The following is an 18,371-nucleotide window of genomic DNA, read 5'->3' on the forward strand; positions in this document are numbered from 1 at the left end:
CGGATGGGCCGTTTCGGCTTGCCGTGCAACTGATAATGGATCACTAATCCCATCCCATGAATAAAGCCGCCGAACTTGCCGAAGAAAAGCGTGACGGCGGCACCGTGGTCCGGCTTTCCGGATCGCTTGCCATCGCTTGCCTGGGCGATCTGCCCGGGCGACTGGACGCGTTGCAGGAACCGGTCGCGGCGATCGACCTGTCGGACGTCGACCATATGGATACGATCGGCGCCTGGACCGTGCACCGCACCGCCGAGCGGCTGGGTTGCGACATTACGGGCGCGGGCGAAGAGCAACAGCGCCTGATCGACGCGATCTGCGATCTGGACGAGCCCATGCCGATCAGGCCGGATGCCGTGCCGGCGCTCAGCCGCGTCGTCGGCCAGATCGGGGAAGCCGTGATCGCATCGGGCGCGACGCTGATGGGCCTCTTGGGATTTTTCGGCGCGACGCTGATCGCGACATGGAATGTCATCCGGCATCCCCATCGGTTCCGGATCAATGCCGTGGTGCAACGGTTCGAGGTGGTTGGCGTATCGGCGCTGGGTATCATCGGCCTTATGAGTTTTCTTATCGGTATCGTCATCGCCCAACAGGGATCGGTGCAGCTGCGCCAGTTCGGCATGGAGATGCTGACGATCAACCTGGTCGGCCGCCTGACCTTCCGCGAACTGGGCGTGCTGATGACCGCGATCATGGTCGCGGGCCGTTCCGGCTCCGCTTTTGCGGCGCAGTTGGGCACGATGAAGCTGACCGAGGAGATCGACGCCATGCGCACCATCGGCGTGTCGCCGATGGAAGCGCTGGTGCTGCCCCGCACGCTCGCCGTGGTTGTCATGATGCCTTTGCTGGGCTTTTACGCATCGGTTATGGCCGTGATCGGTGGCGGTTTCCTCTGTGCGATCGCGTTGGAGATTCCGCCTATCACCTTCCTTCAGCGGCTGCGCGAAGTCGTGCCGATCACCGACCTGTGGGTAGGCCTGATCAAGGCGCCCGTGTTCGGCATCATCATCGCGCTGTCGGGCTGTTTCCAGGGCATGCAGGTCAAGGGCAATGCCGAGGAAGTCGGCATTCGCACCACGGCGGCGGTGGTTCAGGCGATTTTCCTGGTCATCGTGATCGACGCCTTCTTTGCGGTCTTCTTCACCTGGGTAGGCTGGAACTGATGAGCGAAGAGGACATCATCCAGGCCGAGGAAGAACGGATCGAGCAGGCGTTGGAAACGTCCGAAATCGCGATTTCGGTACGGGGCCTACGCAACAGCTTCGGCGATCAGCTGGTGCATGACGGGCTGGACCTGGATGTGCGCCGAGGCGAGATATTGGGCGTGGTCGGCGGGTCGGGCACCGGCAAGTCGGTGCTGATGCGCGCCATCATCGGATTGCAGACGCCGGACGCGGGCGAGGTTCATGTCTTCGGCGAATTGATGGTCGGACGGTCCGATGACGAAGCGCTGGCGATCCGCAAACGCTGGGGCGTGCTGTTTCAGGGCGGCGCGCTGTTTTCGACGTTGACGGTGGCCGAGAATGTGGAAGTGCCGATCCGCGAATATTATCCCAATATCGGCCCGCAATTGCGCGACGAGATCGCCGCCTACAAGATCCGCATGACCGGCCTGCCGACCGAAGCCGGTCCGAAATATCCGGCCGAACTGTCGGGCGGCATGAAGAAGCGCGCCGGCCTGGCCCGCGCGCTGGCGCTGGACCCGGATCTGCTGTTCCTGGACGAGCCGACCGCGGGCCTCGACCCGATCGGTGCGGCGGCGTTCGACGACCAGACCCGCAAGCTGCAACAGACGCTGGGCCTGACCGTCTTCCTCATCACCCACGACCTCGATACACTCTATTCGATCTGCGACCGGGTCGCGGTGCTGGCGGACAAAAAAGTGACGGCGGTCGGCACGATCGACGAACTGCTGGCGACCGATCATCCCTGGATTCAGGAATATTTCAACGGTCCGCGCGGCCGGGCCGCTACGGCGGCGGTGGCCCGCGAAAAGGACCGTGCACAGAACAAGGCGGCGCTCAGCCCGCCGGACGGAAGGCGATAGGATATGGAAACCCGCTCCAATCATGTGCTGGTGGGCACGGTCACGCTGTTGCTGTTGGCCGCGATCATGGCCGCTGCCTTCTGGTTCTCGCGCATCTCCGATGGCGAGAACAGGGAATATGACATCTTTTTCAAGCAGTCGGTGAGTGGCCTCGCCAAAGGCTCCAGCGTGAATTACGCCGGTGTGCCATCGGGCAAGGTCGAAAATATCGAGCTTTGGAAACAGGACCCCAGCTTTGTGAAGGTCCGTATCTCGGTAAAGGACGGCACGCCGGTCTTGCAGGGCACGACCGCGACGATCGCGGGCGTCGGCTTCACCGGCGTCAGCGAAGTGGTGCTGGACGGCGCGGTCAAGGGCGCGCCACCGATCGCCTGCCCCGCCAATAATGTGACGTCGGCCTGCCCCGATGGCGTGCCGGTGATACCGACCAAGCCGGGTGCGCTGGGCGAACTGCTCAACAATGCGCCACAATTGCTGGAGCGGATTTCGACGCTGACCGAGCGACTGACCGAATTGCTGGATGACAAGAATCAGCGTTCGATCGCGGGCATCCTCGCCAATGTCGAGCGCGTGTCTGGCGCGCTGGCCGATCGCAGCCCTGAAATTGCCGCCACCCTCGCCGAAGCCCGGATCGCGGTGCAGCGGACCGGCGTCGCCGTCGAACAGATCGGCAAGCTGGCCGCGACCACCGATTCCATGCTGACCGACGAGGGCAAGCCCCTGATGGCCGACCTGCGCAAGAGCGTGCAAGCGGCGACCCACAGCATCGAAACGCTGGACAAGACCATAAGCGAGGCGCAGCCGGGCGTAAGGGCGTTCAGCACCCAGACCATGCCTGAGGTCAACCAGCTGGTTCACGACCTGCGCGAAATGTCCCGCTCCTTCCGCGGCGTCGCCGAAAAGCTCGACCAGCAGGGTGCGGGTTCGCTGGTCGGATCGCCCAAGCTGCCGGACTATAAGCCATGATGCCCGATACCCTGATGAGAAAGACGCGGACCATGTTCCATGTGAAACACCCCGGCGCAAAGCCGCTAGGCACGTTGGCTGCGCTGACCGCTGCCGTCCTCCTGTCGGGCTGCGTGTCCTTCGGCGCCAAGCCACCGTCGCAACTGCTGACGCTCGACGCCGCGCAGAAGGTCCAGTCCGGCGCCCCGCGCGTTGCGGGCAGTGGGCGGACGCTGATCGTCGCTGATCCCGACGCGCCCAAGCTGCTGGATACGGTGCGCATACCGGTGCAAGTGGGCCCGACATCGGTCGCCTATGTCACCAAGGTACAGTGGGCCGATACGCCCCGCCACCTGTTCCGCCGCCTGCTGGCTGAGACCATCTCCGCGACGACCGATCGCGTCGTGCTGGATTCGGGTCAGTTGTCGGGGGATGGCGGGCAGCGACTGGGCGGCGAACTCATCGCATTCACGCTGGACGATGCCAGCCACAGCGCAATCGTCACCTATGACGCGGTGCTGACCACACCGAACGGCGTCGCGCTCGCACGACAACGCTTCACCGCCAGCGCGCCGGTGAACGGCAAGATCGAGGCGGGCACGATCGGTGTGCCGCTGAACATCGCTGCGAACAAGGTGGCGGCCGATGTCGCAGCCTGGGCGGCAACGGTAAAGAGCTGAGGTCCGGTCACGGCCGAGACCCGACTATAATATTGTTCCCCGGCGGAGGCCGGGGCCCAGTCTAGATCGCTGAGATTGACTCTGGCATTCGTCGCAGACTCCGTCGAAGCCATCTGAGAGCGCGCGCCCTTTTATTCCAAACTCTTGCTCGCCTGCTCGGTCACGTCCTTGGACAGGCCAAGTTGGGCCAATATGCGGCGCAGTTCCGCTTGCATCATGTCGGCCCGCCCTGCCTCGAACCGCTTCCATCGGCCTAATGGCGGTACCAGACGTGCCGCAGTCTGCGGGTTGAGCTTATCCAGCGCGATGATGCAGTCGGCGATCAGGCGATAGCCCTTGCCCGACCCATGGTGGAACGCCCATTGATTGCTTGCAAATGCCCCGAACAGCGACCGAACCCGGTTGGGGTTGCCCATGGTGAAGTCTGGATGCGCGCTTAACTGCGCGACCAGATCCACCGTATCGGGATGCAGCGCAAAGGCTTGGGTCTGGAACCATTTGTCCAGCGTCAGCGCGTCATCGCGATAACGGTTGTAGAAAATGTCGAGCGCCGCCTCCCGTTCGGCGCTGGTCCCGCTGGCCAGCGTCGCGAGCGCGGCCTGTCGCTCGGTCATATTGTCAGCCTCGTCGAACTGCGCGAAGGCGATGGCGGGGCCATCCTGCGCGCCTGATGCCACCAGATATTGGAGCGCGACGTTGCGCAGCTTGCGCGCGCCTTTGGCGGCAGGTGACAGGGAAAAGCCGTTGGCCTTGGTTTGGGCGTGGATGTCGCGCCATAGTGGCTCCAGCGCGCTGCCGATCCTGCGTTGCAAGGCGTCGCGAGCACCATGGATCGCATCGGGATCGACCACCCGCATCTGGTCGCCCAGATAGGCTTCGCTGGGCAGGCGAATCGTCTCGGCGATGAAAGCAGGGTCGAGCATCGGATCGGTGATGGTGTTGCGGACGGCGTCTATCACCGCATCGCCATCCACCGCCTGGCCGGCGATCGCGCCGATCAGCACATTGACCATCAACTGCTGCATCGCTTCATAGCGGGCGAAGGGATCGTCGTCATGTGCCGACAGGAACGCGAGATCAGCCTGACTGCGGTTGGTTTCCACGATGACGGGGGCGGAAAAGCCGCGATTGATCGACAGAATCGGCGCGCTGGCGAAGTCGCTAAAGACGAAGTTCTGCCGCTCCTCCGTCAGCATCAAGAGTTCGTCGCCACGATGATCGCCGGTGATGGGATCGAACAGCGCGGTGCGCAGCGGGATCGCCATGGGGGGCTTGTCGGTCTGCCCCGGCGTCGGCGGCATGTTCTGCTCCAATGTGAGCTCGACGGTCCGGGTCACGGGATCATGGCTGATGAGGGCGCGGACATGGGGCGTTCCGGCCTCTTCATACCAGCGGCGGAACTGGGTCAAATCGATCTGCCCCCCCTCTTCCATCGCCAGAACGAAATCCTCGCAGGTGGCGGCCTCCCCGTCATGCCGGTCGAAATAGAGATCGCTGGCGGTACGGAAGCGTTCCGGGCCAAGCATCAGCGCGATCATGCGGATCAATTCCGCGCCCTTATTGTAGATGGTCGCCGTGTAGAAGTTACTGATTTCCATATAGGATTCGGGGCGAACCGGATGCGCGAGCGGGCCAGAATCCTCCTGGAACTGGCCGGCGCGCAAAATGCGGACATCCTCGATCCGCTTGACCGCATGGCTGCCCATGTCGGCCGAGAAATTCTGGTCACGAAAAACGGTGAAGCCTTCTTTCAGGCTCAGTTGGAACCAGTCGCGACAGGTGACGCGGTTGCCGGACCAGTTGTGGAAATATTCATGCGCCACTACGCCTTCGACGCCATCATAGTCGATATCCGTAGCAGTTTCAGGATCGGCCAAGATATAGCGCGAATTGAAGATGTTGAGGCCCTTATTCTCCATCGCGCCGAAATTGAAGTCGGCCACGGCAACGATGTTGAACACGTCCAGATCATATTCGCGGCCGTAGACGCGCTCGTCCCAGGCCATGCTGTTCTTGAGCGCCTGCATCGCATGATCCGTGCGCGGCAGGTCCGCTTCGCGCACCCAGATACCCAGCGCGACTTCTCGCCCGCTCATCGTGATGAAACGATCGACGTTGCAGGCGAGGTCGCCAGCGACCAGCGCGAAGAGGTAGCAGGGCTTGGGAAAAGGATCGCGCCATTGCGCCCAGTGGCGGTCATCGGGCAGGTCGCCCTGTGCAATCGGATCGCCATTGGCGAGCAATATGGGAAAGCGCACCTTGTCCGCCGCCATGCGCACCACATAGCGAGACAGGACATCAGGCCGATCGGGGAAGAAAGTGATACGCCGGAATCCCTCCGCCTCGCACTGGGTGCAGAGCAACCCGCCGCTGGCATAGAGGCCCATCAGCTTGCTATTGCCCTCCGGCGACAGTTCGACCAGCGTTTCGACGCTGTGCGCCGCCTGCGGCAAGGCGATGATGAGCGCACCTGCTTCCAGATGCCATTCGTCCTGCGCCAACACGCGCCCATTCACACACACCGTCAGCGGAACGATGCCGTCTCCGTCGAGGCGCAGGGGCCGATCATGATCGCCATTACGCGTGACCGACAGGGTCGCCCGTACCAATGTCCGCGCCGGGTCGAGATCGAAGTCGAGCGCAATGTCGGGCACCAGCCAGTCGGGCGGACGATAGTCCATACGCCGAATGACGGCAGGGGCAGCGGCGTTGGTGGAGAGCATGTCGGCCATGCCCACAAGCTAGGGAGCGAGGGGTCAAAAGGCCAGTGGTAGTTGCCGGTTAGTGATGCCGTTTACGCTAGAGCGCGTTCAGATGCGCTCGCCCGACAGCCGCTGGCATAGCATATCCAGCTGATCGAGATTGGAATAACGCAGCGACAAGGAACCGCCAGTCGAACCACCCTCATGCGCGATATCGACCTTCAATCCCAATATATCGGCCAGATGCTGTTCCAGCGCCGCGATGTCCGGATCCTTGTCTCGGGCGGCGCCATTAGCGGCCTGACCGGGCTTGGCCGTTGGAGCCTCTGCGCCCGTCTTGACCCGACGCACCAGCTGTTCGGTATCGCGGACCGAAAGGCCCTTATCTTCCACCTGCCGTGCCAGCGCTTCGCAATCGGGCACCCCGATCAAGGCGCGGGCATGGCCCATGCTGATCCGGCTTTCCATGACCTGCTGCTGCACCGTCTTGGGCAGGTCGAGCAAGCGCATGAGATTGGCGACATGGCTGCGCGATTTGCCGACGATCCGGCCCAGCGCTTCCTGACTATGGTGGAATTCGGCGATCAGTTTGCGATAGGCTTCCGCCTCTTCGATCGGGTTGAGATCTTCGCGTTGGATATTCTCGATCAGCGCGATTTCGAGCGTTTCCTGCTCGTCGAAATCGCGGACGATGGCGGGTATGCGATGCATCTGCGCGCGCTGCGCAGCGCGCCAGCGCCGTTCGCCAGCGATGATCTGAAAACCGCCGCCGTGGGGCCGCACGATGATCGGCTGGATGATGCCGCGCTTGGCGATGCTGTCCGCCAATTCCTGCAACGCGCCTTCGTCGAAATGACGACGCGGCTGTTCCGGGTGTGGTTGGATCAGGGCAACCTCGATGCTTTGCACGGCTTTGCCATTGGCAGGCATCGCGCTGGGTGCGGCGGTTTCCTCGCGCGGCGGTGCGTCGCCCAGCAGCGCGGACAGGCCCCGGCCCAAACCATGAGGGCGCTTGACGATCTTCGGCTTATCGGTGGTGTCGTTGCTCAAGCGGCAACCTCCTGTCGGGGCAGGCGCGCGATCAACTCACGCGCCAGGCGCATATAGGCTTCCGATCCCGAACAGCGGAAATCGTAGATGAGGGCAGGCACGCCATGGCTGGGCGCTTCGGACAATCGCACATTGCGCGGAATGACCGTAGTGAAAACCAGATCGCCCAGACAGGCGCGCACATCGTCCGCGACCTGATCGGTCAGGCGGTTGCGACGATCATACATGGTGAGCGCCACCCCCATGATGGACAGCACGGGGTTGAACCGACCCCGGATACGCTCGACGGTCTGGAGTAGTTGCGACAACCCCTCCAGCGCGAAAAATTCGCATTGCAGCGGGACAAGCAGATATTGCGCCGCGACCATGGCGTTGATCGTCAACAGCCCCAGCGACGGCGGGCAGTCGATCAGGCAGATATCCCACCGCCCTGGTTGCGCCTCAGCCAGCACCCGCTCCAGCCTGTGCGTACGCTCTTCATATTCGATCAGCTCGATCTCGCAGCCCGACAGATCCTGCGTCGCGGGCACCAGGTCCAATTTGGGCACACGGGTGGCGATGATGGTGTCGTCCAGCGCGCAATTGCCGACCAGCAGATCGTAGCTGGACTGGGCGCGGTCGGCATGGCCGACTCCAAGACCCGTCGAGGCGTTACCCTGCGGATCAAGATCCACCAGCAAAACACGCAGCCCGGTCGCGGCCAGGCCGGTCGCAAGGTTGATCGCGGTAGTGGTCTTACCCACGCCGCCCTTCTGATTGGCGATGGCGATACGGATCATCCTCGGCCTTTCCTTCTGGCGACAGGGTGTACGGCGTGGGCGATGATGATGGCGCTATCCGCGTCGGTCACGCTCGGTTCCACGTGAAACCTACCTTGCCATGTCGCACGCGCCGCCTCCAGTTCATTTTGCGCATTTCGTCCCTTCGGCAGCACCCAGAGGCTTTTTTTATCGGAAAGGTGCCGCGCGGAGTCGAACAGCTTGGGCAGAGGCGCGTAAGCGCGGGCGCTGATCACGGCAGCGGCGGTCGCGGGCATCATCTCCACCCGTCCGCCAAAAACACTCGCATGCGCCAATCGCAGTTCCGCGATCACGAAGTTCAAAAAGTCGATCCTCTTGCGCCGGGATTCCGCCATCACCAAGGGGCGATCGGACAGGCAGGCGAGGACAATGCCAGGCAGGCCCGCGCCTGAGCCCAGATCCAGCCATGCCCCTTCCCCGGCGTCCGTGGCATGCGGCAGAAGCTGCGCAGAATCGACGATATGTCGCGCCCAGACATGCGGGCGGGTCGATTCTGCGATCAGATTTTGTTCGTCCATGGCCGATAGGAGGATGGCGACATAGCGCTCCAGCCTGTCCCATGTTTCACGTGAAACGTCGAACTGCGCTTGCAACCAAGCGCGTGCTTCTTCTTCGGTCATGCAGCAACCCGGCGCGCATGGACCAAAATGGCCGCAAGCGCGGCAGGCGTGATCCCGCGAATACGGCCGGCCGCTGCCAGCGTATCGGGCCGCGCGGCATCCAGTCGTTCAATCATCTCGGTGGATAATCCTCCGATGACATGGAAGTCGAAATCGGCGGGGATGCTCACCCGCTCATTGCGGCGCAGTTCGGCGATTTCGGCGTCCTGCCGCTGGAGGTAGGGCGCGTAATGCGCGTCCTCCAAAATCTCGTCCCGTAGATCAGCCGGGGCATCACGAAGCGAAGTTGCCAGATCGCACAGCCGTGCGCGATCGACTTCGGGGAAGCGCGCCCATTCGAATAGGCTGCGCCGCGCCCCATCCTGACGCACCGCCGCGCCCGCGCGCGCCATTTCACTGGCGGTCATCATTCTGGCAAGATCGGCCTCGACAGCCGACCGGACCGCCTGCCGCGCGGCAAGTCGCGCGGCGCGATCCGGCCCGACAACGCCATGTGCCAGACCGATAGGACTAAGCCGCGTTTCCGCATTGTCCGCGCGGAGCCTGAGCCGATATTCGGCACGAGCGGTCAGCATGCGATAGGGTTCGGTGACGCCCTGCAAAACCAGATCATCGATCATCACGCCGATATAGCTGCTCGCACGATCGAGAATCAGCGGCGCTTCGGTTCGCGCCCGCGCCGCGGCGTTGATGCCCGCGATCAGCCCCTGGGCGGCAGCCTCCTCATAACCCGTCGTGCCATTGATCTGCCCAGCACAGAATAGGCCGGACAATTGGCGGACCTCCAGCGTGGAATCCAGCGCGCGCGGATCGACATGATCATATTCGACGGCATAGCCCGGCACGGCGATATCGACTTGTTCCAGTCCAGGCATGGAGCGCACCATCGCCAACTGGACATCGGTCGGCAGCGAGGTGCTGATGCCATTGGGATAGACCAGCGCATCATCCAGCCCTTCCGGCTCCAAAAAAACCTGATGCCCGTCGCGATCGCCGAAACGTAGAACCTTGTCTTCAATGGAAGGACAATAGCGCGGTCCCCGCCCTTCGATCGCACCGCTGAATAGTGGCGACCGACCAAGGCCCTCACGAATGATCGCATGGGTCGCATCGTTGGTGCGCGTGATGGCGCAAGCCAGTTGGGGCAGGATGCGCTTGGTGGACAAGGGCGACATCGTCCACCCTTCGCTATCGGACTGCTGCGTTTCGAGGCGCGCCCAATCGATGGTGCGCCCGTCGAGGCGCGGCGGCGTCCCCGTCTTGAGCCGCGCGATCGGCAGGCCCAAAGTGCGAAGCTGGACGCCCAGCGCGCTGGCAGCCCGTTCGCCGATCCGCCCGCCCGTCTCGCGCTCATCGCCACGAAACAATTTGCCGCCCAGAAAGGTGCCGGTCGCCAGCACGACGGATGGTGCAACGAGGGTCCGCCCGTCGGCCAGAACGACGCCCGCGACGGCGCTTTCCTCGATCAACAGACTATCCGCCTCTCCCTCGACAATCACCAGCCCTCTTTGCGCATCGAGCATCGCGTGAATCGCAGCGCGATAGCGTTTGCGGTCCGCCTGAATGCGCGGTCCCTGCACCGCCGCGCCCTTGCTGCTATTGAGCATGCGATAGTGAATGGCGGCGTCGTCGGCCGCCCGTGCGATCAACCCGTCCAGCGCATCCACCTCGCGGACCAGGTGGCCCTTGCCCAGACCTCCAATGGCCGGGTTGCAGGACATGGCGCCCACCGTATCGCGCGCGAAGGTCAGTAGCGCCACCGCCGCTCCCTTGCGGGCAGCCGCCGCTGCGGCCTCGCAGCCCGCATGGCCGCCGCCGACCACGATCACATCATAGCGTGTTTGCATGGCGTGGCCCTTATCAGATGAAAGGGTATATGGTCAAAAGCGTTCCACGTGGAACAGTGTCATTTGCCGATGCAGAAACCCGAAAAGAGTCGATCGAGCATATCCTCGGTGCTGGCCTGCCCGGTCAGGGCGTCGATGGTGCGACGCGCCTGCCGCAAATCCTCGGAAATCACGAGCAGGTCGCCGGTCGCGCTGGCAGCTTCAAGATGGGCGAGCAACTGTCCAACTCGCTGTCTCTGACGGTCGTGTAGAGCGTAGTCGCCCTCCCCCGGCAGCAATGCCGCGGCGCGCATCTGCAATGCGGAAACCAAAGCATCCATGCCCTCCATCGTCCTTGCAGACACATGGAGACCTGGGCGTCCGAGATCACCGCGATCGCTCTGCGCCGCGATCAGCAGCGCGTCGGCGCTGGGCATGTCTTGCGCATCGCCCAGCCACAGGATGATATCCGCCGCGTCCATGGCGGCACGTGCGCGGTTGATCCCGATCGCCTCGATCGCGTCGCCTGCCACGTCCCGCAAACCGGCCGTGTCTGTGAAGAGGAAAGCGGTGCCGCCGATCGCTGCGGGCACTTCGATCCGATCGCGTGTCGTACCGGCAATGTCGGATACAATCGCCGCCTCCCGACCGACTAGTGAGTTTAGCAACGTAGACTTGCCGGCGTTGGGCGGTCCCGCCAGCACGACCCGAACGCCGTCGCGAAGCCGCTCTGCTGATGGTGCGGCCAAGACCAGAGCAATATCAGACGCTAATGCCGCGATCCCCGCGCCGATGCGATGCTCGATCGCTTCGTCAGGCACATCATCCTCGTCGGAAAAATCGAGCGCGGCTTCCGCCATGGCGGACAGGTCCAGCAGTTGCCCCAGCCAACCATCGATCCGCCGTGAGAAATGCCCCTCCGCCATCAGCAGCGCCGCGCGCCGCTGTGCTTGGGTTTCGGCGGCGAGCAGGTCGGACAGGCCCTCCACGGCATTCAGGTCCATGCGGCCATGGGCAAAGGCGCGACGGGTAAACTCGCCTGCGTCGGCGCGGCGCAGTCCGGCTATGGCGGCCAGCGCCGCCTCGACCGCTACGATGACGGCGCGTCCGCCATGGCAATGCAACTCCGCCATGTCCTCACCGGTCACGGTCGTCGGACCGGGCAGCCAGAGCAGCAAGGCACGATCCAGCGGCGCGCCGTCGCGGGGGTCTTTCAACAAAGCAAGGCTGGCGACACGCGGCGGCGGGAGACGACCCGCCAGCGTCGACAATGAAGGGCCAGCGCCCGGTCCGCTCACCCGGATGACCGCAATACCGGCGGGCGGCGCCCCGCTCGACAGAGCGAAGATCGTATCGCCTTCCCTATCCAACATGACGCTTATTTCTTGTCGCTACCGCCGGACATGCTCGACAGGCCCATGTTCATCATCTGCTGGAACAGGCGCATGCCCGCGTCGCCCATGGGCGAGAAGCTCTTGAACAGCGTCTCCATCTGCTCGGCATTGCCGATGCCGTCGAAGCCGTCGAGCATCGTCTTGATATATTTGTCATGGATCGGCGTAACATCGGGTAGCCCCAGAAACGCGCGGGCTTCGGCCGGGGTGCAGTCCACGTCGACGGTTACCTTCATGTCCCTGCCCTTCCCTTCGGCCTTCAGCATTCCTGCGTCCGTCATGCCGCAATTGGCCGCATCAACGCAAATTTTTAAACGTAGCAGGCGGTTGCGCCTCCGTCTGGATCGGCCAATATGCGCTCCATTCTCACAGCGGCAAGGATATCGGCATGGGCGACTTCACTTCTATCACAACGCTGGACGGCGATGCGCAGTTCGACGCCTATGTGGCGAAACCCGAGGAGGCGAGCGCGGCGATCATCGTCATTCAGGAAATTTTCGGCGTCAATGAAGGCATTCGCGCCAAATGCGATAGCTGGGCCAAGGCCGGTTATGTCGCCTATGCGCCCGACCTGTTCTGGCGGCAGGAACCGCATGTCGAACTGGATGCCGATGTGCCGGAAGAGTTCCAGACGGCGATCGGCCTGATGCAGAAGCTCAACCAGGATCAGGCCATCCGCGACATCGAGGCCACGATCAAGGCGGCGCGCGCCGCCGGGGCCGACAAGGTCGGACTGGTCGGTTACTGCCTGGGCGGACGACTGGCCTTCATGGCCGCCTGCCGTACGGATGGCGACGCCTTCGTCGGCTATTATGGCGTCGGTATCGACGGTCTGCTGGACGAGCAGAAGGCCATCGGCAAGCCTGTGCTGTTGCATGTGCCGACGGCGGACCATTTCGTTCTGCCCGATGCGCAAAAGGCAATGCATGCGGGGCTGGCCGACAATCGCCATGTGACGTTGCATGATTATGAAGGGCTGGACCATGGCTTCGCCGCAGAGACGGGCAACCGTCGCGATCCGGCCGCAGCCGAACTGGCGGACGGGCGTACCGCCGATTTCTTCGCCGAGCATCTCGTCTGATGAGCGGCGCATGGCGGATGGTCGCCCACAGCCATGGCGGACCGGACGTGATCGTGCGGGAGGAATTCGATCCCGGCACACCCGGTGAAGGCGAATTGCTGATCGCGCAGGATGGGATCGGCGTCAACTTCATCGATACCTATTATCGCACCGGTCTCTACCCCTCGCCCCTGCCGACAGCTTTGGGATCGGAAGGCGCGGGACGAGTCGTGGCCGTGGGACCGGGCGTGTCGGATTTCGCGATCGGCGATGTGGTGGGCTGCGCGAGCGGCCTGGGCGCTTATGCGACCCACCGCATCGTTCCCGCCGATCGCGTGGTGCGCATCCCCGATGGCGTGTCGACGCAGGACGCGGCGGCGATGATGCTCAAAGGCATGACCGCCTGCTATCTGGCCGAAGACACGACCGCGTTGCAGGCCGGGCAGGTTGCGCTGGTCCATGCCGCAGCGGGCGGCGTCGGCTCCGTCCTCGTCCCCTGGCTGCGCGACAAGGGTGTGATTGTCATCGCCCATTGCGGGTCCGCCGAAAAGGCGGCGCGCGTAGAGGCGGACCATAGCCTGCATGGTCCGTTCGACGATCTCGCGGCGCGCGTGCGCGACCTGACGGACGGTCAGGGCGTTGATGTGGTCTATGACGGCGTCGGCAAGGACAGCTGGGCCGCTTCGCTCGCCAGCCTCAAACGGCGCGGGCTGATGGTCAGCTATGGCAATGCATCGGGTGCGGTGCCACCAGTCAGCCTGCTGGACCTCAGCCGGGGCGGTTCGCTCTACGTCACCCGCCCGACCCTGTTCGACTATATCGCAACGGCCGACACATTGGCGCATACCGCCGACCGCCTGTTCGACCGGATGCAGCGCGGCGTGGTGAAGGCGGTCATCGGCCAGCGTTTCGCGCTGAGCGATGCGGCAGAGGCGCATCGCGCATTGGAGGCGCGGCAGACGACCGGCGCTACCGTGCTGGTGCCGTAACAGGGCATGCTGTGCCCCGGCGAAGGCCGGGTCCAGGGTGTCTTGGCGCAGCGGTTGACTGCTCTAGACCCGGCCTTTGCCCGGGAACAAGCTGGTCTAGCGGCTAGTGGGTCTATTTGTCTTTGCTCGGAGCCGGATGGAGTTTTAGCAAAAAAGGGGGGCGGAACCTGTATGGTTCCGCCCCCTTTTTTGCGCGTCCGGCCGATCAGCCGAACAGCGTCAATATCCCGACCTGATTGTCGACGAACCCTTCATAGATCATCTTGACCGCGACATAGACGATGACGGCCAGGCCGATATAGGCGATCCAGCGGAAGCGCTCGATATATTTGGCGATGATGTTGGCGGCGACGCCCATCAGCGCAACGGACAGGATCAGCCCGATGATGAGAATCCCGGGATGGTCCTTCGCGGCGCCCGCGACGGCCAGCACATTGTCCAGGCTCATGCTGACGTCGGCGACGGCCACGGCCCAGGCGGCGGCGGCGAAGCTCTTGGCCGGGCGCAGGCCCGACACATCGTCGTCGCTGGTATCGCCCGGCGTCTCCCCGCCCCGCTTGGGATGGAGTTCGCGCCACATCTTGAAGCTGACCCACAGCAGCAGCAGGCCGCCCGCCAGGATCAGGCCGACGATCTGCATCAACTGACTGACCACCAGCGCAAAGCCGATGCGCAGCACCAGCGCGGCGATGATGCCGATCAGGATCACCTTCTGCCGCTGCGCTGCGGGTAGCCCTGCCGCAAGCGCGCCGACGACGATCGCGTTGTCGCCCGCCAGCAGGATGTCGATCATCAGCACCTGCCCAAAGGCGGCCAGGGCGCTTGGCGATGTTATATTACTGAAATCATTGATGATATGCTGCCAGATATCGGCGGGGGAACCCAGCCCCTGAGCGGCAGCAGCTGCGGTGGTCAACAGGTCGATCAAAGTGGGTCTCCGAAATAGCGGACCTGCGGCATCGGATCATAAAATCCATGAAGCAGCGCACGCCATTGCTGATAGCGATCCGAGCGCCGAAAGCCATCCCTGTGATCGGCGATCGTTTCCCAATGCACAAGCAACAGATAGCAGCCGGGTTCCTCCGGCGCGGGGCGAACTTGCAGGTCGATGAAACCGGGGGATGCGGCGATTAGCGGCTTGGCCTTGGTCATGGCCTGTCGAAAGGCGTCATCCTGTCCGGGGCGGACCTGAAGCAACGCCTGCTCGACAACCATGATGCACTATCCTTACTGGTTCATCGAATCGAAGAAGTCTTCGTTGGTCTTGCTGTCCTTCATCTTGTCCAGCAGGAACTCCATCGCATCGATCGTGCCCATCTGCATCAGGATGCGACGCAGCACCCACATCTTGGAAAGCTTGGGCTTGTCGACCAGCAGTTCTTCCTTGCGGGTGCCGGACTTGCCGACGTCCAGCGCCGGGAAGATGCGCTTGTCCGCGACCTTGCGGTCCAGCACGATTTCGGAGTTGCCGGTGCCCTTGAACTCCTCGAAGATGACCTCGTCCATGCGGCTGCCGGTGTCGATCAGCGCGGTGGCGATGATGGAGAGCGAGCCGCCTTCCTCGATGTTACGCGCCGCGCCGAAGAAGCGCTTGGGGCGCTGGAGCGCGTTGGCGTCGACGCCGCCGGTCAGCACCTTGCCCGAGGACGGCACCACGGTGTTGTAGGCACGGCCCAGGCGCGTGATCGAATCGAGCAGGATGACGACATCCTTCTTGTGCTCGACCAGGCGCTTGGCCTTTTCGATCACCATTTCGGCGACCTGGACGTGGCGAGTGGCCGGTTCGTCGAAGGTGGAGGAGACGACCTCGCCCTTCACGCTGCGCTGCATGTCGGTGACCTCTTCCGGGCGCTCGTCGATCAGCAGGACGATCAGGAAGACTTCGGGATGATTGTCGGTGATCGCCTTGGCGATATTCTGGAGCATCACCGTCTTGCCGACGCGGGGTGGCGCGACGATCAGCGTACGCTGGCCCTTGCCTTGCGGCGAGACGATATCGATGACGCGGGCCGACTTGTCCTTCTGGGTCGGATCATAGGGGTCCAGCGTCAGCTTCGATTCGGGATAGAGCGGCGTCAGATTGTCGAAGTTCACGCGATGGCGGACGACATCGGGATCATCGAAATTGACGGTCGTCAGCTTCGTGAGAGCGAAATAGCGCTCGCCATCCTTGGGCGCGCGGATCTCGCCGTCCACCGTGTCGCCGGTGCGCAGGCCGAACTTGCGCACCTGATTGGGGGAGACATAGATATCGTCCGGGCCGGCCAGGAAATTCGCCTCTGGGCTGCGCAGGAAGCCGAAGCCGTCGGGCAGCACCTCGATCGTGCCCTCGCCCATGATCTGCTCGCCATTCTCCGCCTCGGCCTTCAGGATCGCGAACATCAGGTCCTGCTTGCGCAGCGTCGATGCGCTTTCCACGCCCAGCTCTTCGGCCAGCTGCACGAGGTCTGCGGGCGCTGTTTTCTTGAGGTCCTTGAGATGCATTGCGAATCGGTCCGATGGCGAGAGGGTGAAATGCGCCGGAAGAAGGAAGGATGGATACCAGGCAGGACGCCGGTCAAGTCCCGTTCCGGTCGGACGGGATGAATGACTAGGCGTTTAGCGATGCCACGGCAGGGAAGTCAAGGCAGGACGAGCGATGGCGGCAGGGGAAAATCGCCTTTTTGGCCGCCCACATGAGGCGGGCAGTGCTGCTGGCGCGACAAGGACCTTTCATGGTAAAAGAGCGGCATAAGATGGAAGGATGAGGATATGAGACGGCGCCCGGCCTGGTGGGGAGTCTCGTCGATGGCCCTGCTGGGTATCGCAATGGCGATAGTCGGCCCGCCCCTCGCCGCCCAGGATGCAGCGCCGACCAACGGCGATCCGGCGCCGTCGCTGGACCCCGACATCCCGCCTGCCGTCGTGCAAACGGCTCCGTCGCTCGATGCACGCGTGACTATTCCCATCTCGATCGACGGCAAGGGGCCGTGGAACTTCATCATCGACACCGGATCGCAGCGCACCGTCATCGCGCGCGAACTGGCGCAGGCGTTGGCGCTACCGCCACGCGCGGACGTGACCATCATCAGCATGACCGGACGGTCGCAGGCCCGGACGGTAGCCCTGCCGCGGCTGGGCTTCGGCGGCAGCCTGATCGACGATATCGAAGCGCCGGTGCTGGAGGGCGCGGATCTGGGCGCGCCCGGGTTGCTGGGCCTGGACAGCCTGCATGCCAAGCGGGTGACGCTCAATTTCCGCACCGGCCGGATGGAAATCGCCAATAGCGCCGCGCGTCGACCCCCGGTCGATCCCGAGACGATCGTGGTGGAAGCGCGCCGCCGCCGGGGACAGTTGATCCTGCTGGATTCCGACGTGAACGGGATGAAGGTCGCCATCATGCTCGACACCGGCACCAATTTCAGCATCGGCAATCTGGCGCTGCGCGACCGGCTCATCTCCAAAAAGCGCGCGCCGTCGATGATGGAAGCGACGCTGACTAGCGTAACGGGTGGATTGCTGACTGGGCAGGTTGGACGGATTGCGTCGGTGCGGATGGGACGCGTAAACTTGAAGGACGTCCCGCTATTGTTTGCCGACGCCAGCCCGTTCACGGAATTGGGTATGCGCGACAAGCCTGCCTTGCTGCTGGGCATCAGCGCACTCCGCATCTTCGACCGCGTGGCGATCGACTTCGGGCGCGGGAAGGTCGATTTCCTTTTACCGGATGCCAGCGCGGCGAAGGGACTGCGCTTTGCAGCGAAAAACGGGACTGAGGGGTGAGTCCATCAGCGTGATTCTAGAATCAAGTTGAACTAACCCTTACTATTCGGGAATTTTCACCACATTATTGGAAATATTTTCTACAAAGATGAGGCGCGATCGGCGAGAATGGCTGATTTTCAGCGGTTTCCTCAAACTGGCACGGCCCCTGCAAAGCTGTCGGCATGATCCACAACGGATCGTCACAGTCATTCAGGGAAGGACCAACATCATGAAGACCATCGCTCTCACCGCCGCTGTCGTTGCCGCCACCATCGCCGTTTCGGCCACTGCGACCCCCGCTTTCGCCCGTGCAGAGGGCCGCTTCGGCAGTTCCACCGTCACCTACAACCCGAAGACCGACCGCTATTGCTTCCGCGAAACGGTCACCGGCTCGAAAGTTCCTGCGGCGGATTGCCGTTCGAAGAATGAATGGGCGCTCAACGGCCTGACCATCGAGCATAAGACCCGCGTCCAGATCGCGCGCCGTTGAGGCCGTCCGCCATGCCCCTCC

18 protein-coding genes are annotated in these 18,371 nt (G+C 63.3%); 8 read left to right on the forward strand and 10 right to left on the reverse strand.

The window, feature by feature from the left end:
* Positions 1 to 56: 56 nt before the first annotated feature.
* The 4 genes from U5A82_RS21030 to U5A82_RS21045 are packed head-to-tail and all read left to right on the forward strand — an operon-like array spanning position 57 to position 3,675.
* On the forward strand, positions 57 to 1,166 hold the full coding sequence (locus U5A82_RS21030; RefSeq protein ID WP_326292790.1) for an ABC transporter permease: 1,110 nt from the start codon (positions 57 to 59) through the stop codon (positions 1,164 to 1,166).
* Positions 1,166 to 2,050 carry an ABC transporter ATP-binding protein gene (locus U5A82_RS21035; protein WP_326292791.1) on the forward strand — a complete coding sequence of 295 codons (885 nt, stop codon included), beginning with the start codon at positions 1,166 to 1,168 and terminating at the stop codon, positions 2,048 to 2,050. The genes U5A82_RS21030 and U5A82_RS21035 overlap by 1 nt, the downstream gene beginning before the upstream one ends.
* Positions 2,051 to 2,053: 3 nt before the next feature.
* Positions 2,054 to 3,016, forward strand: a complete 963-nt coding sequence (locus U5A82_RS21040) for an MlaD family protein (protein ID WP_326292792.1) — start codon at positions 2,054 to 2,056, stop codon at positions 3,014 to 3,016.
* Positions 3,017 to 3,048: 32 nt separating this feature from the next.
* Positions 3,049 to 3,675, forward strand: coding sequence for an ABC-type transport auxiliary lipoprotein family protein (locus U5A82_RS21045; protein ID WP_326292793.1), 627 nt, complete (start codon positions 3,049 to 3,051; stop codon positions 3,673 to 3,675).
* Positions 3,676 to 3,806: 131 nt separating this feature from the next.
* On the opposite strand, the gene pepN is transcribed toward U5A82_RS21045, so the two are convergent.
* From pepN to U5A82_RS21080, 7 genes are all read right to left on the reverse strand, one after another.
* Complete coding sequence (pepN, locus tag U5A82_RS21050) at positions 3,807 to 6,407, reverse strand: aminopeptidase N (protein WP_326292794.1); 2,601 nt, start codon at positions 6,405 to 6,407, stop codon at positions 3,807 to 3,809.
* A gap of 78 nt (positions 6,408 to 6,485) precedes the next feature.
* Complete coding sequence (locus U5A82_RS21055; RefSeq protein WP_326292795.1) at positions 6,486 to 7,427, reverse strand: ParB/RepB/Spo0J family partition protein; 942 nt, start codon at positions 7,425 to 7,427, stop codon at positions 6,486 to 6,488.
* Entirely contained in the window at positions 7,424 to 8,206 is a 783-nt protein-coding gene (locus U5A82_RS21060; protein WP_326292796.1) for a ParA family protein, read from the reverse strand. The genes U5A82_RS21055 and U5A82_RS21060 overlap by 4 nt, the downstream gene beginning before the upstream one ends.
* Positions 8,203 to 8,847, reverse strand: coding sequence for a 16S rRNA (guanine(527)-N(7))-methyltransferase RsmG (gene rsmG, locus U5A82_RS21065; protein WP_326292797.1), 645 nt, complete (start codon positions 8,845 to 8,847; stop codon positions 8,203 to 8,205). The genes U5A82_RS21060 and rsmG overlap by 4 nt, the downstream gene beginning before the upstream one ends.
* Entirely contained in the window at positions 8,844 to 10,694 is a 1,851-nt protein-coding gene (gene mnmG, locus U5A82_RS21070) for a tRNA uridine-5-carboxymethylaminomethyl(34) synthesis enzyme MnmG (RefSeq protein WP_326292798.1), read from the reverse strand. The genes rsmG and mnmG overlap by 4 nt, the downstream gene beginning before the upstream one ends.
* A gap of 59 nt (positions 10,695 to 10,753) precedes the next feature.
* Positions 10,754 to 12,046, reverse strand: coding sequence for a tRNA uridine-5-carboxymethylaminomethyl(34) synthesis GTPase MnmE (gene mnmE / locus U5A82_RS21075; protein WP_326292799.1), 1,293 nt, complete (start codon positions 12,044 to 12,046; stop codon positions 10,754 to 10,756).
* 5 nt (positions 12,047 to 12,051) lie between these two features.
* Positions 12,052 to 12,303: a DUF6489 family protein gene (locus U5A82_RS21080; protein WP_326292800.1), complete on the reverse strand. Its 252-nt coding sequence runs from the start codon at positions 12,301 to 12,303 to the stop codon at positions 12,052 to 12,054.
* A 152-nt stretch (positions 12,304 to 12,455) separates the two neighbouring features.
* Between U5A82_RS21080 and U5A82_RS21085 the strand changes: the two genes are divergently transcribed.
* A complete protein-coding gene (locus U5A82_RS21085; RefSeq protein ID WP_326292801.1) occupies positions 12,456 to 13,148 on the forward strand; it encodes a dienelactone hydrolase family protein in 693 nt (230 codons plus the stop codon).
* Entirely contained in the window at positions 13,148 to 14,116 is a 969-nt protein-coding gene (locus U5A82_RS21090; protein WP_326292802.1) for a quinone oxidoreductase family protein, read from the forward strand. Before U5A82_RS21085 ends, U5A82_RS21090 begins: the two co-directional genes overlap by 1 nt.
* 205 nt (positions 14,117 to 14,321) lie before the next feature.
* Here the strand turns inward: U5A82_RS21090 and U5A82_RS21095 are convergent, their stop codons facing one another.
* The 3 genes from U5A82_RS21095 to rho are packed head-to-tail and all read right to left on the reverse strand — an operon-like array spanning position 14,322 to position 16,600.
* On the reverse strand, positions 14,322 to 15,044 hold the full coding sequence (locus U5A82_RS21095; protein WP_326292803.1) for a YjbE family putative metal transport protein: 723 nt from the start codon (positions 15,042 to 15,044) through the stop codon (positions 14,322 to 14,324).
* Positions 15,041 to 15,331, reverse strand: a complete 291-nt coding sequence (locus U5A82_RS21100; RefSeq protein ID WP_326292804.1) for an antibiotic biosynthesis monooxygenase family protein — start codon at positions 15,329 to 15,331, stop codon at positions 15,041 to 15,043. Before U5A82_RS21100 ends, U5A82_RS21095 begins: the two co-directional genes overlap by 4 nt.
* A 12-nt stretch (positions 15,332 to 15,343) precedes the next feature.
* Entirely contained in the window at positions 15,344 to 16,600 is a 1,257-nt protein-coding gene (gene rho / locus U5A82_RS21105) for a transcription termination factor Rho (protein ID WP_326292805.1), read from the reverse strand.
* Positions 16,601 to 16,903: 303 nt separating this feature from the next.
* On the opposite strand from rho, the gene U5A82_RS21110 reads away from it, so the two are divergent.
* Together U5A82_RS21110 and U5A82_RS21115 are read left to right on the forward strand one after the other, a co-directional pair.
* Positions 16,904 to 17,878 (forward strand): aspartyl protease family protein, encoded by a 975-nt coding sequence (locus U5A82_RS21110; protein ID WP_442802225.1) that lies wholly within the window; start codon positions 16,904 to 16,906, stop codon positions 17,876 to 17,878.
* A 211-nt stretch (positions 17,879 to 18,089) separates the two neighbouring features.
* Entirely contained in the window at positions 18,090 to 18,350 is a 261-nt protein-coding gene (locus tag U5A82_RS21115) for a hypothetical protein (protein ID WP_326292806.1), read from the forward strand.
* The last annotated feature ends 21 nt before the right edge of the window (positions 18,351 to 18,371 follow it).

The organism is Sphingobium sp. CR2-8, from assembly GCF_035818615.1.
Classification (GTDB): domain Bacteria; phylum Pseudomonadota; class Alphaproteobacteria; order Sphingomonadales; family Sphingomonadaceae; genus Sphingobium.